This window comes from Pseudomonas sp. CFBP 8758, from assembly GCF_014841725.1.
Classification (GTDB): domain Bacteria; phylum Pseudomonadota; class Gammaproteobacteria; order Pseudomonadales; family Pseudomonadaceae; genus Aquipseudomonas; species Aquipseudomonas baltica.
The window spans coordinates 196,584-211,679 of sequence record NZ_JACYUK010000005.1 but is presented as its reverse complement, the minus strand read 5'-3'; the positions used below and the strand labels follow the sequence as shown (position 1 = coordinate 211,679).

General features: G+C 62.2%; 16 protein-coding genes and 1 other RNA gene. 11 read left to right on the top strand and 6 right to left on the bottom strand.

The genetic code is table 11. The annotated features are described in order from the left end of the window. Nucleotides 1–21: 21 nt before the first annotated feature. From ubiD to IFT75_RS12725, 3 genes are all read left to right on the top strand, one after another. The gene (gene ubiD, locus IFT75_RS12735) at nucleotides 22–1,488 is read left to right on the top strand and encodes a 4-hydroxy-3-polyprenylbenzoate decarboxylase (protein WP_122479904.1); all 1,467 of its coding nucleotides are present in this window, start codon (nucleotides 22–24) and stop codon (nucleotides 1,486–1,488) included. Beyond that, complete coding sequence (locus IFT75_RS12730; RefSeq protein ID WP_192055066.1) at nucleotides 1,488–2,459, top strand: CDP-6-deoxy-delta-3,4-glucoseen reductase; 972 nt, start codon at nucleotides 1,488–1,490, stop codon at nucleotides 2,457–2,459. The genes ubiD and IFT75_RS12730 overlap by 1 nt, the downstream gene beginning before the upstream one ends. 260 nt (nucleotides 2,460–2,719) lie before the next feature. Further along, nucleotides 2,720–3,394 (top strand): gamma-glutamylcyclotransferase, encoded by a 675-nt coding sequence (locus tag IFT75_RS12725; protein WP_122479902.1) that lies wholly within the window; start codon nucleotides 2,720–2,722, stop codon nucleotides 3,392–3,394. Nucleotides 3,395–3,413: 19 nt separating this feature from the next. Here the strand turns inward: IFT75_RS12725 and glpT are convergent, their stop codons facing one another. Further along, the gene (glpT, locus tag IFT75_RS12720; RefSeq protein ID WP_122479901.1) at nucleotides 3,414–4,760 is read right to left on the bottom strand and encodes a glycerol-3-phosphate transporter; all 1,347 of its coding nucleotides are present in this window, start codon (nucleotides 4,758–4,760) and stop codon (nucleotides 3,414–3,416) included. 248 nt (nucleotides 4,761–5,008) lie between these two features. Between glpT and IFT75_RS12715 the strand changes: the two genes are divergently transcribed. Both IFT75_RS12715 and IFT75_RS12710 read left to right on the top strand, forming a co-directional pair. Next, the gene (locus IFT75_RS12715) at nucleotides 5,009–5,425 is read left to right on the top strand and encodes a flagellar basal body-associated protein FliL (protein WP_192055064.1); all 417 of its coding nucleotides are present in this window, start codon (nucleotides 5,009–5,011) and stop codon (nucleotides 5,423–5,425) included. Nucleotides 5,426–5,505: 80 nt separating this feature from the next. Further along, the gene (locus IFT75_RS12710) at nucleotides 5,506–6,846 is read left to right on the top strand and encodes a Fic family protein (RefSeq protein WP_185794697.1); all 1,341 of its coding nucleotides are present in this window, start codon (nucleotides 5,506–5,508) and stop codon (nucleotides 6,844–6,846) included. Nucleotides 6,847–6,963: 117 nt separating this feature from the next. Here IFT75_RS12710 and IFT75_RS12705 read toward each other — a convergent pair whose 3' ends face one another. Next, nucleotides 6,964–7,413 carry an EVE domain-containing protein gene (locus tag IFT75_RS12705; protein ID WP_185794698.1) on the bottom strand — a complete coding sequence of 150 codons (450 nt, stop codon included), beginning with the start codon at nucleotides 7,411–7,413 and terminating at the stop codon, nucleotides 6,964–6,966. Nucleotides 7,414–7,438: 25 nt separating this feature from the next. Here IFT75_RS12705 and IFT75_RS12700 point away from each other — a divergent pair, with 25 nt between their 5' ends. Continuing rightward, nucleotides 7,439–7,777, top strand: a complete 339-nt coding sequence (locus IFT75_RS12700; RefSeq protein ID WP_192055258.1) for a hypothetical protein — start codon at nucleotides 7,439–7,441, stop codon at nucleotides 7,775–7,777. Between the two features lie 59 nt (nucleotides 7,778–7,836). Here IFT75_RS12700 and IFT75_RS12695 read toward each other — a convergent pair whose 3' ends face one another. From IFT75_RS12695 to IFT75_RS12680, 4 genes are all read right to left on the bottom strand, one after another. Further along, nucleotides 7,837–8,439 (bottom strand): 5-formyltetrahydrofolate cyclo-ligase, encoded by a 603-nt coding sequence (locus IFT75_RS12695; protein ID WP_192055062.1) that lies wholly within the window; start codon nucleotides 8,437–8,439, stop codon nucleotides 7,837–7,839. A gap of 101 nt (nucleotides 8,440–8,540) precedes the next feature. Continuing rightward, nucleotides 8,541–8,718: non-coding RNA, 6S RNA (ssrS, locus tag IFT75_RS12690), on the bottom strand. A gap of 30 nt (nucleotides 8,719–8,748) precedes the next feature. Further along, nucleotides 8,749–9,066 carry a cell division protein ZapA gene (locus tag IFT75_RS12685; RefSeq protein WP_185794700.1) on the bottom strand — a complete coding sequence of 106 codons (318 nt, stop codon included), beginning with the start codon at nucleotides 9,064–9,066 and terminating at the stop codon, nucleotides 8,749–8,751. Continuing rightward, nucleotides 9,063–9,272, bottom strand: coding sequence for a TIGR02449 family protein (locus IFT75_RS12680; RefSeq protein ID WP_122479894.1), 210 nt, complete (start codon nucleotides 9,270–9,272; stop codon nucleotides 9,063–9,065). Before IFT75_RS12680 ends, IFT75_RS12685 begins: the two co-directional genes overlap by 4 nt. Before the next feature lie 163 nt (nucleotides 9,273–9,435). Here IFT75_RS12680 and IFT75_RS12675 point away from each other — a divergent pair, with 163 nt between their 5' ends. The 5 genes from IFT75_RS12675 (at nucleotide 9,436) to IFT75_RS12655 (ending at nucleotide 14,898) form a co-directional block, all read left to right on the top strand. Continuing rightward, nucleotides 9,436–9,993, top strand: coding sequence for a YecA/YgfB family protein (locus tag IFT75_RS12675; protein ID WP_122479893.1), 558 nt, complete (start codon nucleotides 9,436–9,438; stop codon nucleotides 9,991–9,993). A 19-nt stretch (nucleotides 9,994–10,012) separates the two neighbouring features. Then, on the top strand, nucleotides 10,013–11,344 hold the full coding sequence (gene pepP, locus IFT75_RS12670; protein ID WP_185794702.1) for a Xaa-Pro aminopeptidase: 1,332 nt from the start codon (nucleotides 10,013–10,015) through the stop codon (nucleotides 11,342–11,344). Next, nucleotides 11,341–12,537 (top strand): 2-octaprenyl-6-methoxyphenyl hydroxylase, encoded by a 1,197-nt coding sequence (gene ubiH / locus IFT75_RS12665; RefSeq protein WP_192055060.1) that lies wholly within the window; start codon nucleotides 11,341–11,343, stop codon nucleotides 12,535–12,537. The genes pepP and ubiH overlap by 4 nt, the downstream gene beginning before the upstream one ends. Nucleotides 12,538–12,560: 23 nt before the next feature. Next, on the top strand, nucleotides 12,561–13,778 hold the full coding sequence (locus tag IFT75_RS12660; protein WP_192055243.1) for a 2-octaprenyl-3-methyl-6-methoxy-1,4-benzoquinol hydroxylase: 1,218 nt from the start codon (nucleotides 12,561–12,563) through the stop codon (nucleotides 13,776–13,778). A 118-nt stretch (nucleotides 13,779–13,896) separates the two neighbouring features. Continuing rightward, nucleotides 13,897–14,898, top strand: a complete 1,002-nt coding sequence (locus tag IFT75_RS12655; RefSeq protein WP_185794704.1) for an extracellular solute-binding protein — start codon at nucleotides 13,897–13,899, stop codon at nucleotides 14,896–14,898. Nucleotides 14,899–15,096: the final 198 nt, after the last annotated feature.

Genomic DNA, 15,096 nt, shown 5'->3' with positions numbered 1-15,096 from the left:
ATTTTCTAACTGGCATGGTCGATGAAATTCAAGGATCTTCGGGATTTCGTGCAGCAGCTTGAGCAGCGCGGAGAGTTGAAACGCATTCAGGTGCCCATCTCGCCGGTGCTCGAAATGACCGAGGTGTGCGACCGCACCCTGCGTGCCAAGGGTCCGGCGCTGCTCTTCGAGAAGCCCACCGGCTTCGATATCCCGGTGCTGGGCAACCTGTTCGGCACGCCGGAGCGGGTGGCCATGGGGATGGGCGCCGAATCGGTGAGCGAGCTGCGCGAGATCGGCAAGCTGCTGGCGTTCCTCAAGGAGCCCGAGCCGCCCAAGGGCCTGCGCGATGCCTGGTCGAAGCTGCCGATCTTCAAGAAGATCATCGCCATGGCCCCGAAGGTGGTCAAGGACGCGCCCTGCCAGGAGATCGTCCTGGAAGGCGATGACGTCGACCTCGGCATGCTGCCAGTGCAGCACTGCTGGCCGGGCGACGTGGCACCCCTGATCACCTGGGGCCTGACCGTCACCAAGGGGCCGAACAAGGAACGCCAGAACCTGGGTATCTACCGCCAGCAGGTGATCGGCCGCAACAAGGTCATCATGCGCTGGCTGAGCCATCGCGGTGGCGCCCTGGATTACCGCGAGTGGTGCGACAAGCACCCTGGCCAGCCGTTTCCCGTGGCCGTGGCCCTGGGTGCCGACCCTGCGACCATTCTCGGCGCGGTGACGCCGGTACCCGACAGCCTCTCCGAGTACGCGTTCGCCGGGCTGCTGCGCGGCAACCGCACCGAGCTGGTGAAATGCCGCGGCAACGACCTGCAGGTGCCGGCCACTGCCGAGATCATCCTGGAAGGGGTGATTCATCCGGGCGAGATGGCCGACGAAGGGCCCTATGGCGACCATACCGGCTACTACAACGAAGTCGACAAGTTTCCAGTGTTCACGGTGCAGCGCATCACTCACCGGATCAAGCCGATCTACCACAGCACCTACACCGGCCGGCCACCCGATGAGCCGGCGATCCTGGGCGTGGCGCTGAACGAAGTGTTCGTGCCCATCCTGCAGAAGCAATTCCCGGAAATCACCGACTTCTACCTGCCGCCCGAAGGCTGCTCGTACCGCATGGCGGTGGTAACCATGAAGAAGCAGTACCCGGGGCACGCCAAGCGGGTGATGCTCGGGGTCTGGTCGTTCCTGCGCCAGTTCATGTACACCAAGTTCGTCATCGTCACCGACGACGACATCAATGCCCGCGACTGGAACGACGTGATCTGGGCCATCACCACGCGCATGGACCCCAAGCGCGATACCGTGCTGATCGACAACACGCCGATCGACTACCTGGATTTCGCCTCGCCGGTGTCCGGCCTGGGTTCCAAGATGGGCCTGGACGCCACGCACAAGTGGCCGGGCGAGACTACGCGCGAATGGGGTCGGGTCATCGTCAAGGACGAGGCCGTGACCCGCCGCATCGATGAACTCTGGAATCAGTTGGGAATAGATTGATGCGTGTGACCTTGCAACCTTCGGGCGTGGTGCTGCAAACCCTGCCCCGTGAGCGGATCCTGGCGGCCGCGCAGCGTCTGGGCTATGACTGCCCGCAGAGCTGCCGCAATGGCAACTGCCATGTGTGCAGCGCGGTGCTGGTGGAAGGCAGTGTTCGCGAGGAGGGCGCGGTGATCGACCGTGGCGAGTTTCATACCTGCATCGCCGAGCCGCTGGAAGACTGCGTGATCCTCTGGGACGGCGTACTGGCCAAGGGCGAGCTGCCGGTGCGCAGCCTGGCCTGCCAGCTGATCGACTGCGTCGATATCGGCGGCGATGTCTGGCGCGTGCGCCTGCGTGCGCCGGCCGGCAAGCCGCCGCGCTACCATGCCGGGCAATACCTGATGATCGAGCGCGACAACGGCGAAAAGTCGGCCTTCTCCCTGGCCTCTGCACCCCACAGCGGGCGCGACCTGGAGCTGCACGTACTGGTCCGCGAAGCCAGTGCGCAGAGCTTGATCGAGCAGTTGCAGCGCAATGGCATGGCCCGTGTGCACATGCCCTATGGCGATACCCACCTGGCCGAGTTGCCGGACGGGCCGCTGGTGCTGATTGCTGCAGGTACGGGCATGGCGCAGATGAACAGCCTGATCGAGCACTGCCGTCGCGCGGGGTTCAAGCATCCGGTGCATCTGTACTGGGGTGTACGTCGGCCCGAGGATTTCTATGCGCTGGAACATTGGGAGCAATGGAAGCAGTTGCCCAACCTGTTCCTGAACAAGGTGGTGAGCGACCTGTGCGGCTGGGAAGGGCGCTGCGGCATGCTGCATGAAGCGGTCTGCGAGGACATAGCCGATCTGACCGCCGTGCATGTCTATGGCAGCGGTTCACCGGCGATGATCTACGCCACGCTCGATGCCCTGGTAAACGCCGGGATGGATGCGCACCAGATGCGTGCCGACGTCTTTGCCTACGCGCCGCGGCCCGCCTGATTGCCACTGGCCCTGCGTCATTTCGTTGCCTGCTTCTGCTGTCGTGATGCCTGCGTCGAACCTGACGCAGTGGCATTGCTGTGAAATCGTGCACGTCGATGTGTCCGTGAGCCTGTTTGGTGCTTATAACTTATTTATTTGAAGTTGATTATAAGCGCTTGTATTTATTGATCTATCTGCCATACGGTAGGAACGCGGCAGTTGCAATGCGTTAGAGTTGGGCTTCATTGCAATCTTACGGGGATAACAGGCGACTGCTTATGTCGGTACTCGAAACTGCGCACTTGAATGTGGTCTATCCGCCGTCGCTCGATCTCGGGCCGCAATTGACCCACGAGCAACTTCTTCATTCGTTGGACACCACGATGCGACGCCATCGTGGCGGGCCGGTCTGGCTGTTCGCCTACGGCTCGCTCATCTGGCGGCCCGAATGCAGCGCTGCGGAGCGGCGCCGAGCGCGTGTGCATGGCTATCACCGGGGCCTGTACCTGTGGTCCCACGAACACCGTGGCACACCCGAGCGACCCGGCCTGGTGTTCGGTCTGGACCGAGGCGGCTCATGCGCCGGGTTCGCCTATCGCTTGCCTCAGGAGGATCTGGAGAATTCGCTGCTGGCGCTGTGGAAGCGCGAGATGCCCTATCCCTCGTACCGCCCGCATTGGCTTAACTGCCGTCTCGAAGACGGCACCAAGGTGCAGGCGTTGGGGTTCGTATTGGAGCGGCATTTGCCCAGCTACGCCGGCAACCTGCCGGATAACCTGCTGACGCAGATTCTCGACAGTGCCAGCGGGCGATTTGGCAGCACCCGCGACTACGTCGAGCAAACCATCAGTGCTCTGCGCAATCACGCAATGCCGGACAAGAACCTGGAAGCCAGGCTCAAGCGTTGCCACCAGGGCAGCTGCACTCAAGCCTCGCAGCAATTCCTGCCCTGACGGCGCGTCATGCCTTGCGTCAGGCGTTACGCTGGGTGCTGGCCACCTGTTTGTGCCAGAGCGTGGGGATCAGGAAGACGATCGCCAACAGGCAGGCGCCGATCAGCAGGACGAAACCACCGTCCCAGCCGAAGTGATCCACGGTGTAACCCATCGCCGCGCTGGCGGCGACCGAGCCGCCCAGGTAGCCGAACAGACCAGTGAAGCCCGCGGCGGTGCCGGCCGCTTTCTTGGGCGCCAGTTCCAGGGCCTGCAGGCCGATCAGCATGACCGGGCCGTAGATCAGGAAGCCGATCGAGACCAGTGCGATCATGTCCACGGTCGGGTTGCCGGGCGGGTTGAGCCAGTACACCAGGGTTGCCACGGTCACCAGCGCCATGAACACCACGCCGGTCAGCCCACGGTTGCCACGGAAGATCTTGTCCGACATCCAGCCGCACAGCAACGTGCCGGGAATACCGGCCCACTCATAGAAGAAATAGGCCCACGAGGTGGTGTCGACGGTGAAGTGCTTGGCTTCCTTGAGGTAGGTCGGCGCCCAGTCCAGTACGCCATAGCGCAGCAGATAGACGAACACGTTGGCCAAGGCGATGTACCAGAGCATCTTGTTGCGCAGCACGTACTTGACGAAGATTTCCTTGGCGCTGAATTCTTCTTCGTGGCTTGAATCGTAGCCTTCCGGGTAGTCGTTCTTGTATTGCTCGATGGGCGGCAGGCCGACCGATTGCGGTGTGTCGCGCATGGTCGCAAAGGCAAACAGGGCCACCAGCAGGGCAACTGCGGCCGGTACGTAGAACGCTGCGTGCCAGTCGTTGAACAAGCCCATGCCGAGCAGGAACAGCGGGCCGATCAAGCCACCGCCGACGTTGTGCGCTACGTTCCACACCGACACCACGCCGCCGCGTTCCTTCTGCGACCACCAGTGCACCATGGTCCGGCCGCTCGGCGGCCAACCCATGCCTTGCGCCCAGCCGTTGATGAACAGCAGGATGAACATCATGGTGACGCTTGACGTTGCCCACGGCGCAAAGCCGAAGACGAACATCACGCCGGCGGAAACCAGCAACCCGAACGGCAGGAAGTAGCGCGGGTTGGAGCGGTCGGACACGATCCCCATGAGGAATTTGGACAGGCCATAGGAGATAGCGATGGCCGACATCGCCAAGCCCAATTGGCCTCGGGTATAGCCCTGTTCTTCGATCAGGTAAGGCATGGCCAGCGAGAAGTTCTTGCGCAGCAGGTAGTAACCGGCGTAACCGATGAATATCCCGGCGAAGATCTGCCAGCGAAGGCGACGGTAGGTGCTGTCTATCTTTTCATCGGGCAGGGCTGCGCGATGCGGGGCGGGGCGGAAGAAGGCGAACATTCACAAGCTCCATTTATTGTTATTTGCTGCGGATTCGAATGTTACAGTTTCGTTACCGAAAATAAAACGACTTACCGCCCAGCGGAGTTTGCGAAAATGTTGCAATGCGAACTTAAGCGGTTCAGTTCTGTTCACCCACTCGCTTGACGCTTCCGCATAATCGTTTCAGCCCAGTGCATTCGAACGAGCTATTGAATCGCCCGTGCTGGCCGATACAGTCAGCACACGATCTTGCGGAGACATATGTGATGAAAGCCTGGGTATTCATAGGGCTGGCGTTGGCCCTGCCGACCGCCGTGATGGCCAACGAGGCAGCCAAAGAGGGCGAGAACGCAGCGCCCAAGGTTGCCTATATCGGCATGACCCCACCGTTCGTGGGCAACTACGCCTTGGACGGCGGCCCCAAGCTGCACGTGTACAAGGCGGACATCGCCTTGAAGGTCACCGGCGCGGATGCGGAAGCTGCCGTGAAGCGCCAGGACCCGCTGCTGCGCAATCAATTGGTAGCACTGTTCGCACAGCAGACCGCCGAATCGATGGGCAACGTCGAAGCCAAGGAGAAACTGCGTCAGGAAGCCCTCAAGCAATTGCAGCAGGTGATGAACGACGAAGAGGGCAAGCCTATCGTCGAAGACCTGCTGTTCAATAACCTGATCGTGCAGTGAACTGATTGTTTTGCAGCAAGGCGGACAGAAGATTGCCATTGGCGTAGGCTGTCTCAAAATTACCGAGTTTTGAGACAGCGATGTTCAAGATCCCTCCCGCCGTTATCCGCGATCCGCTTCAACGCATTGCTCGGGATTGTCCGGAGCGCATAGCTGAGTACCTGGCTCTCAACGCGCCCTTGGATGGCAAGGGCCGGTATCAGCATTTCGACAAGCTTCGTTTCCGCATTCCTGAAGGACTGAACCATGAACTGGTGTGGTCGCTGGTGAAGTTGGCGCGTGAACGGCAACTGAGCGACGTCGTTGTACTGGGGCAGCCTGCACATCAATGCCAACTGCTACTGACGCCAGCGATCCATGCCGCGACCTCCGAGACTGACCGGCACACTACGGGTGCTGCATTGGAGTGGATGAGCAACAAGATCGGTGAGCAGAAACACGTGACATACCTGCTCAACGACCTCATAGAAGACGAGGCCATCAGCAGTAGCCAGTTGGAGGGTGCATCGACCACGACCCAAGTGGCCAAGGACTTGCTCAAGCGTCAGCGAGGTCCGCGCACTCCAGATGAAAAGATGATTCTGGGCAATTATCGGATGATGCAGTTCGTGTGGGAGCATCGCACACGACCGCTGAGTGCTGACTTGATCGCGGAGATCCACCAAGTGGGTGTGGAGAACATCGACGACGAGCATTATCACCCAGGTGTGTTCCGCGTTAACGATGAGGTAGTGGTCCAGGACGGCGATGGCAATGTGGTGCATACACCACCGCCAGCACGCGGTCTGGAGTCGCGGCTGGAAGCCTTGGCCGAATGGGCCAACAGCAACCATGGTGAGTTCAGGACCAATCGTTACCTGCATCCGCTGATCAAGGCGATCGTCCTGCACTTTGCCATTGGCTATGAGCACCCTTTTCACGACGGCAATGGCCGGGTGGCCCGGTCATTGTTCTACTGGTTCATGTTCAAGCATGACTTCGCTGCCTTTCGTTACATAGCTATCAGCAAATTGCTCAAGGCCGCCCCTGTGCAGTACGGCAAGAGTTATCTCTATACCGAAACCGACGATATGGACCTGACGTATTTCGTCGACTACCAAAGTCGCACGATCATTCGCGGCATCGCGGATTTCAAAGAAGCCTACGAAAAAACGCTGGCCGATATGAACTCATTCAATCGCTTCCTGTTCGACAGTGGTTTGTATGCACAGCTGAGCGACAAGCAGAAAACCGTACTGCAGGTGGCTAGCAACGAGAAGGGGATGAAGTTCACGGCTGTGAACCTGAAAGAGAGCTTGGGCTGCTCGTACAACACGGCAGCTTCGGTACTCAACGGTCTTGTGGATTTAGGTTTGTTTCAGAAACGCAAGGATGGACGTGAGTGGGTGTTTTCTTTGGCGCAGACGGGGCTGCATCGTTAGACGCTGAAAAGGTTAAGTCTTGTGCACACAACGCGCGATGCAGGTACGCATGGCGCACTGCGGCTATGTGGAGCGAGGGCCAGAAGCGTAACGTCATGGCCAGTTCGACATAGCCTTCTATCGCAATCCCAGCACAATTTCCCACTGCTGTGTCGTTACCGGCATCACCGAAAGCCGGCTGCCTTTTTGTACCAGCGCAAGTTCGGCAAGCCCGCTCTGCTGCTTCAACAAGGCCAACCCGAGCACGGGGTCGAAGGTTTCGACGTGGGCTACATCCACCGAAGTCCAGGGGTTCTTCTCGGTGCTGGCCTTGGGATCGAAGTAATGACTGTCCGGATCCAGGGCAGTGGGGTCGGGATAGTCGCTCGCGACGATGCGACCAATGCCGGCGATGCCTGGCTCGGGGCAGCTGGAATGATAGAAGAAGAAATGGTCGCCAACGGCCATGGTGCGCATGAAGTTGCGTGCCTGATAGTTGCGTACGCCGTCCCAGCGCGTCTGGTCAAGCGTGGCTAGGCCCTGGATGGACAATTCGTCAGGCTCGGATTTCATCAGCCAATAGGCCATGGCGAGTGTTCCTCAATAATGTGAAATGGCCAGCTTTTGTGGGATTCAAGCGCACTCGACAATTGGTCGTGAACAACGTTTGCTTGTCTACCAAGCTTGCCCCAGAATGCGCGCAAATTTAAGCCCGACGCTGCTGCTCGGCACGCCAGAATATCGTTCTGTCGATTCTTTAATTGCCTGTAGGGGGGCAACGTCGATGCGCCGTAAGCCGGACTTGTTGTGGACATTGGTGATTTTGTTGGGCTTGGGTATCGTCACCACTGGATACGCGCAGAGTCTGTGGGCGAGCAAGGCGGATACCGCTGCAGAGCTGATCGTGGTGCAGGCTTCGATGGTGCAAGGTTCGATGGCAAGTCCGCGGTAACGATGGCGCCTGTTCGCGGCCACTGACCGCTCCCGCAGGTTGGCCCCGCGGCGCAAGGCTCACCTCAGATACCAACCCTTGTCCGTCACCGTTCCCTGCAGCGGTATATCCCAACTGGCCTGCGCCAGGCGCTCCACCTTCTGACACTCATGGGCCAGCCCCAGCAGCACCGGAGCTTGCCAGGCCGTGCGGCGATTGCGGTAGGCCAGGCTGCGGTCGTAGAAGCCGCCGCCCATGCCCAGGCGCCCACCTTCGTCGTCGAACCCCACCAGCGGCAGCAGGATCAGGTCCAGTGCCCAGATGGTGCGCTGGCGTGCGCGCTGGATACGGGGTTCTGGAATGCCAAAGCGGTTGGGACGAAGCTTTTCGCCTAGGCGTACCTGCTGAAACACCATCCTGGTGCGCGGCCAATCGCTGAGCACCGGCAGGTAGGTGCGCTTGCCGCGCCGTTGAGCTTCGCGCAACAGAGGTCGCGGGTCTATCTCGCCGTCGTTGGGCAGGTACAGGGCAATGTGTCGGGCACGGCGAAACAGCGGATGCTGGGCCAGTTGTCGGTAGAGATCGCGAGCGGCCAGGCGCTGCTGTGCAGGGGTAAGGGCGCGACGCGCCGCACGTAGCTGGCGGCGCAGGGATTGACGAGGCAGCGGCGCGGATACGGTCATGGGCGCGGTCGATCCTGATCAAGGGCGCCGTGGGACAGTGCTGCCCGGCGACGAATGAAAAAGCCCACGCCAAGTGTTGCCGGCATGGGCTGGAAATTCAGGTACTCCCCGACGAACCGCTGTCGGTGTAGCCCTTGAACCCGAAAGTTCAAGGTGGAGATCACAGGAGGTTTTAAGGCTTTCCGTCGAGCGGACATGCACACCAACCCCACGTGCAAACCCCGTGGTTGTGCGTATCGGCTCAGGGACATGACCGACTGGCAAGCACTCCAGGGAGTGATGCCAGTATACAGAAAAGCTTTGCGGATTTCAGCCCTTGGGCGTTTCCGGATCGGTGGCAAGCACCAGGTCCACGCGTTCGAGCAGGTCGCGAACCTGCTCGCGAGTGGTGCCGTTGACCGACAGATCCGGTGTGTCCTGGCGATGCAGCAGATCGTGAGTGATGTTCAGTGCGGCCATGACGGCAATGCGGTCGGCACCGATCACTTTGCCGCTGCTGCGGATCTCGCGCATCTTGCCGTCCAGGTAGCGTGCGGCGTTTACCAGATTGCTGCGCTCCTGCGGCGGGCAGATGATCGAGTATTCCTTGTCCAGGATCTGAACGGTGACGCTATTGCTTGAACTCATGAGTCTTGCTCCAGGGCCTTGAGGCGCGAAATCATGGACTCGACCTTACGCCGGGCGATTTCATTCTTTTCGATGAGATTTGCGCGTTCCTCGCGCCAGGTTTTTTCCTGCGCTAATAGGAGTCCGTTTTGTCGTTTTAGTTGCTCGACTCGTCCGATCAATGATTCGAGTCGGCTCATCAGCGCTTGCAGGTCGTTGTGTTCCATGGAGTCCCGGTGGGTACGGTTGGGAAATGTTGCCCGCCGATGAACTGGCGGGCCCGGTGAAGATGAACACGTAGTTGTCCGCGTCGATAGTCTGGCGCGGTTGCCGGTGCTAGGATACAAGGCCTTCATTCTAGTCATTGCGCCGTCTGGCGCCTAGTTGCCCATGCCTATTCAGAATTCTCCCTATCACGCCTTCGCCGCCCTGCTCACCAGCAGCGGCCACACCGTTTCGCCCGCCGAACTGCACGGGCTGTTGCTGGGTCGCAGTTGCGCCGGTGCCGGCTTCGAGATCGAGCCATGGCTGCTGGATGCCGCCGATCTGCTGGGTACACCGGCCGCAGACAACGTTCGCCAGGCGCTCATCGGCCTGCAGGAAATGGTCAAGGGCGAACTCACCAGCGACGACATGACCGTGGTGCTGCTGGTCCCCAGCGACGAATCGCCGTTGCCCGAGCGCGCCGCCGCGCTGGGCGAGTGGTGCCAGGGCTTCCTCGCCGGTTTCGGCCTGACCGCGCGCGACACGGCGCTGAGCACCGAAGCCATGGAAGTGCTGCAGGACCTGGCCGCCATCGCCCAGGTGCAGGATGCGCTGGAGGAGTCCGAAGACGGCGAGGCCGACTACATGGAAGTCATGGAATACCTGCGGGTAGCACCGCTGCTGCTCTACACCGAATCGGCCAAGCAACCGACCGCAGCCAGCGCCAAGCCGTCGCTGCATTGACCGGAGCCTTTGCCTGCCCATGAGCCACATCCCGAAATCGGAATATGCCCGCCGCCGCAAGGCACTGATGGCGCAGATGGTGCCCAACAGCATCGCCATCCTGCCCGCCGCCGCCGTGGCCATCCGCAATCGCGACGTGGAGCACGTCTACCGCCAGGACAGCGACTTCCAATACCTGAGCGGCTTTGCCGAGCCCGAGGCGGTGATTGCCCTGATTCCGGGGCGCGAGCATGGCGAGTATGTGCTGTTCTGCCGCGAGCGCAATCCCGAGCGCGAGCTGTGGGACGGCCTGCGGGCCGGGCAGGAGGGGGCAATCCGCGATTTCGGTGCCGATGACGCTTTTCCCATCAGCGATATCGACGACATCCTGCCCGGCCTGATCGAGGGGCGCGACCGCGTCTATTCGTCGATCGGCAGCCACCCCGAGTTCGACCGGCACCTGATGGACTGGATCAACAGCATCCGTTCCAAGGCGCGCCTGGGCGCCCAGCCACCCAATGAATTCGAGGCGCTCGACCACCTGCTGCACGACATGCGCCTGTACAAGTCGGCCGCCGAGGTCAAGGTCATGCGCCGCGCTGCCGATATCTCTGCGCGCGCCCATGTGCGCGCCATGCAGGCGTGCCGCGCCGGGCTGCACGAGTACAGCCTGGAGGCCGAGCTGGACTACGAGTTTCGCAAGGGCGGGGCGAAGATGCCGGCCTATGGCTCGATCGTCGCGGCCGGTCGCAATGCCTGCATCCTGCATTACCAGCAGAACGATGCGGTGCTGCGCGACGGCGATCTGGTGTTGATCGACGCCGGCTGCGAAATCGACTGCTATGCCAGCGACATCACCCGGACCTTCCCCGTGAGCGGCCGCTTCTCACCCGAACAGAAAGCCATCTATGAGCTGGTGCTCGAGGCGCAGCAGGCGGCCTTCGCCGCCATCGGGCCCGACAAGCACTGGAACCAGGCCCATGAAGCGACGGTCCAGGTCATTACCCGGGGGCTGGTGCGGCTGGGCCTGCTCAAGGGTGAGGTCGACGAGCTGATCGCCCGCGATGCGCACCGCGCGTTCTACATGCACCGCGCCGGGCACTGGCTGGGGCTGGATGTGCACGATGTCGGCGAGTACAAGGTCGGCGGCGAGTGGCGGGTGCTCGAACCCGGCATGACCTTGACCGTCGAACCTGGCATCTACATAGCGCCCGACAACCTCAGCGTTGCGAAGAAGTGGCGCGGCATTGGCGTACGAATCGAGGACGATGTTGTGGTGACCAAGAAAGGCTGCGAGATTCTTACCGAGGCAGTGCCCAAGTCGGTCGCCGAGATCGAGGCGCTGATGGCCGCCGCACGGGCGGACGCATGAGCCGCTTCAACCTGGCCATCATTGGTGGCGGGCTGGTCGGCGCGAGCCTGGCCCTGGCGTTGCAGGCCGGGGCCAGGGCGCGCGGCTGGAAGATCGTGCTGATCGAGCGTTTCGCGCCGGGCGATGCCTACCAGCCCAGCTATGATGCGCGCTCCTCGGCGCTGTCCTTCGGCACCCGGCAGATCTACGAACGCCTGAGCTTGTGGCCGGCGATCAGCCAGCGCGCCGAAGCGATCCGCCAGATCCACGTGTCCGACCGCGGTCGCTTCGGCACCGCGCGGCTTCGTGCCGATGACGAAGGCGTGCCGGCCTTGGGCTATGTGGTGGAGAACGCCTGGCTGGGGCAGTGCCTGTGGCAGGCGCTGGACCAAGAGGTCGTGAGCTGGCGGTGCCCAGCGGAAGTGACTCGGATGCAGGCGCTGGCTGACGGCCATGAATTGACCCTGGACGACGGCACCCAGCTGCAGTGCGACCTGGCCGTGCTGGCCGACGGCGGTCGTTCCGAGTTGCGCGAGCAGCTGGGCATCGCCGTGCAACAGACGCGCTACGATCAGGACGCCCTGATTGCCAACGTCACCCCAGGCAATCCGCACCAGGGCCAGGCGTTCGAGCGCTTCACCGATGACGGGCCGATGGCCCTGTTGCCGTTGCCCGACAACCGCTGCGCACTCATCTGGACCCGTACGCCCGCCGACATTCGACGCTTGCAGGGCTTGCCCGACCAGGCATTTCTGCAAGAGCTGCAGGCGGTGTTCGGCTATCGCCTGGGCACGCTGCAGCGCGTCGGTGCTCGGCACGTCTACCCGCTGTCGCTGGTGCAGGCCGAAGAGCAGGTGCGCTCCAATCTGGTCGTGCTCGGCAACGCGGCGCATGCCTTGCACCCCATCGCCGGGCAGGGCTTCAACCTGTCGATGCGCGACGTGCAGGCGCTGGCCGAGGCCTTGCTCGCCAGCACCGGTCATTTGGGGCAGCTATCCCTGCTGCGTGGCTATGCGCAACGCCAGCGCCTGGACCAGCGGCTGACCGTGGGCTTTTCGGACCAATTGACGCGGCTGTTCGCAACGCCCGATCCCTGGGTCGCAGTAAGCCGTAACCTGGGCCTGCTGGGGCTCGATCTGCTGCCGCCGGCCAAACGCTGGTTCGCACGCCAGGCCATGGGCCTGGGTACTCGGTCGGACATCAAAGGGCAATGAATACCGTGACCCATACGAACGAACTGCGCGCCGACCTGGTCATCGTCGGCGCGGGCATGGTCGGCAGTGCGCTGGCACTCGCCCTGCGCGACAGTGGCCTGGACATCCTGCTCATCGACGGCGGGCCGTTGACCGGCAAGCCTTTCGATGCCCTGGCGCCGTTCGAGGCTAGGGTCAGTGCGCTGTCCGTGGCCAGCCAGCGCATTCTTCAGCGCCTGGGCGCCTGGGACGGTATCCAGGCGCGGCGTGCCAACCCCTACGGCCACATGTGCGTATGGGACGGCAGCGGTACCGGGCAGATCAATTTTTCCGCGGCCAGCGTGCATGCCGACACCCTGGGGCACATCGTCGAGAATCGCGTGGTTCAGGACGCGCTGCTCGAGCAGTTGCAGGACAGTGGAATCCGTTTGCTGGCCAATGCCCGGCTGGAGCAGTTGCGCTATTCGGGCGATGACCGGCTGTTGACCCTGGCCGGTGGCCAGACCGTGCGTACCCCGCTGGTGATCGCCGCAGACGGCGCGCATTCGGCGGTCCGTGGTCTGGCGGGTTGCGAGACGCGCGAGTGGGATTACCTGCACCACGCCATCGTGACCAGCGTGCAGTGCAGCGAGGGGCATCGCGATACGGCCTGGCAACGTTTTACCGATGACGGCCCGCTGGCGTTTCTGCCTCTGCAGCGCGGAGATGGCAAGCATTGGTGCTCGATCGTCTGGTCGGCCACGCCGGAGCAGGCCGAGCGCTTGATGGCGCTGGATGACGCCGCGTTCTGCAAAGCCCTGGGGCAGGCCTTCGAGGGCCGTCTGGGCGAAGTGGTCGCTGCCGATGCCCGCCTGTGCGTACCATTGCGCCAGCGGCATGCCAAGCGCTACGTGGAGACCGGCCTGGCGCTGATCGGCGATGCCGCGCACACCATCCATCCGTTGGCCGGGCAGGGGGTCAACCTGGGTTTGCTCGACGCCGCCGTGCTGGCCGAAGAGCTGATACATGCCCGACAGCGAGGCGAACGGCTCGCCGGCCTGCCCGTGCTGAGCCGCTATGAGCGTCGGCGCATGCCGCACAACCTGGCCTTTATGGGGGCCATGGAAGGCTTCGAGCGCCTGTTCCAGGCCGATCAGCTGCCGCTGCGCTGGCTGCGCAACACGGGCTTGAAATGGGTGGAACGGCTACCCGAAGCCAAGGCGCTGTTCGTCCGCCAGGCGCTTGGCCTCACGGGGGATCTGCCTGCGCTGGCACGCCTGTAGGCATGAGGTGTGATCGATGGCCGGTAACATTTGGTAACGGCTGGGCCCCAAGTTCGGTTGAGAAGCTAAATGTGATTCACTACCATTTCGCCCTCACTCGAATGGCAAGGGTTCCCTCATGATGGCGCGCAAACGTCTTCTCGCTGCACTGGCGCTCTGTCTGTTGGGTGGCAACGCCCACGCTGCCGATGAAGTGGTTGTCTATTCTTCGCGCATCGACGAGCTGATCAAGCCGGTGTTCGACGCCTACACCGCGAAAACCGGGGTCAAGGTCAAGTTCATCACCGACAAGGAAGCGCCGTTGATGCAGCGCATCAAGGCCGAAGGGCAGAACGCCACGGCCGACCTGCTGCTCACCGTCGACGCCGGCAACCTGTGGCAGGCCGAGCAGATGGGTATCCTGCAACCCATCACGTCAGCCGTCATTGACGGCAACATTCCCGCGCAATACCGTGCCGCGTCCCATCAATGGACCGGCCTGAGCCTGCGCGCGCGGACCATCGCCTACGCCAGCGAACGGGTCAAGCCGCAGGAGCTGAGCACCTACGAGGCCTTGGCCGACAAGCAATGGGAAGGGCGGTTGTGCCTGCGTACGGCGAAGAAGGTCTACAACCAGTCGCTGACCGCCACGTTGATCGAGACCCATGGCGCAGAGAAGACCGAGCAGATTCTCAAGGGCTGGGTGAACAACCTGTCCACCGACGTGTTCTCCGATGACATTGCGGTGCTGCAGGCCATCGACGCCGGGCAGTGCGACGTGGGTATCGTCAACAGCTACTACTATGGGCGCCTGCACAAGCAGCAGCCGAATCTGGGCGTGAAGCTGTTCTGGCCGAACCAGGGCGATCGCGGCGTTCATGTGAACCTGTCGGGCATTGGCCTGAACAAGTATGCACCGCATCCGCAGGCGGCCATCGCGCTGGTCGAGTGGATGACCGGGCCGCAGGCGCAGGCGATCTTTGCCGGGGTGAACCAGGAGTTTCCGGCCAACCCGACGGTGGCTCCATCTGCAGAAGTCGCCAGTTGGGGTGAGTTCAAGGCCGACACCCTGCCCGTGGAAGTGGCCGGCAAGCGTCAGGCCGAGGCGATCCGGTTGATGGACCGTGCCGGCTGGAACTGAGCTGATATCGGTGGGGCGGCCTTCGCGGGCAGAGACCCGCTCCCACAGAAGAACAGGTGCTATTGGTGCCTTTTTGCTTCCGCTGTGGGAGCGGGTCTCTGCCCGCGAACGGCGCGCCACCGTACATGCTGACACTGCGCAGTAAGCTCCACACGGCAGTGGACGGCGTCGAGAAGCCCGCAACTTGAAAACCACGAG

Coding starts and splice junctions, on each gene's coding strand:
- ubiD (WP_122479904.1), top strand. CDS start 22: ATGAAATTCAAGGATCTTCGGGATTTCGTGCAGCAGCTTGAGCAGCGC.
- IFT75_RS12730 (WP_192055066.1), top strand. CDS start 1,488: ATGCGTGTGACCTTGCAACCTTCGGGCGTGGTGCTGCAAACCCTGCCC.
- IFT75_RS12725 (WP_122479902.1), top strand. CDS start 2,720: ATGTCGGTACTCGAAACTGCGCACTTGAATGTGGTCTATCCGCCGTCG.
- glpT (WP_122479901.1), bottom strand. CDS start 4,760: ATGTTCGCCTTCTTCCGCCCCGCCCCGCATCGCGCAGCCCTGCCCGAT.
- IFT75_RS12715 (WP_192055064.1), top strand. CDS start 5,009: ATGAAAGCCTGGGTATTCATAGGGCTGGCGTTGGCCCTGCCGACCGCC.
- IFT75_RS12710 (WP_185794697.1), top strand. CDS start 5,506: ATGTTCAAGATCCCTCCCGCCGTTATCCGCGATCCGCTTCAACGCATT.
- IFT75_RS12705 (WP_185794698.1), bottom strand. CDS start 7,413: ATGGCCTATTGGCTGATGAAATCCGAGCCTGACGAATTGTCCATCCAG.
- IFT75_RS12700 (WP_192055258.1), top strand. CDS start 7,439: ATGGCCAGCTTTTGTGGGATTCAAGCGCACTCGACAATTGGTCGTGAA.
- IFT75_RS12695 (WP_192055062.1), bottom strand. CDS start 8,439: ATGACCGTATCCGCGCCGCTGCCTCGTCAATCCCTGCGCCGCCAGCTA.
- IFT75_RS12685 (WP_185794700.1), bottom strand. CDS start 9,066: ATGAGTTCAAGCAATAGCGTCACCGTTCAGATCCTGGACAAGGAATAC.
- IFT75_RS12680 (WP_122479894.1), bottom strand. CDS start 9,272: ATGGAACACAACGACCTGCAAGCGCTGATGAGCCGACTCGAATCATTG.
- IFT75_RS12675 (WP_122479893.1), top strand. CDS start 9,436: ATGCCTATTCAGAATTCTCCCTATCACGCCTTCGCCGCCCTGCTCACC.
- pepP (WP_185794702.1), top strand. CDS start 10,013: ATGAGCCACATCCCGAAATCGGAATATGCCCGCCGCCGCAAGGCACTG.
- ubiH (WP_192055060.1), top strand. CDS start 11,341: ATGAGCCGCTTCAACCTGGCCATCATTGGTGGCGGGCTGGTCGGCGCG.
- IFT75_RS12655 (WP_185794704.1), top strand. CDS start 13,897: ATGATGGCGCGCAAACGTCTTCTCGCTGCACTGGCGCTCTGTCTGTTG.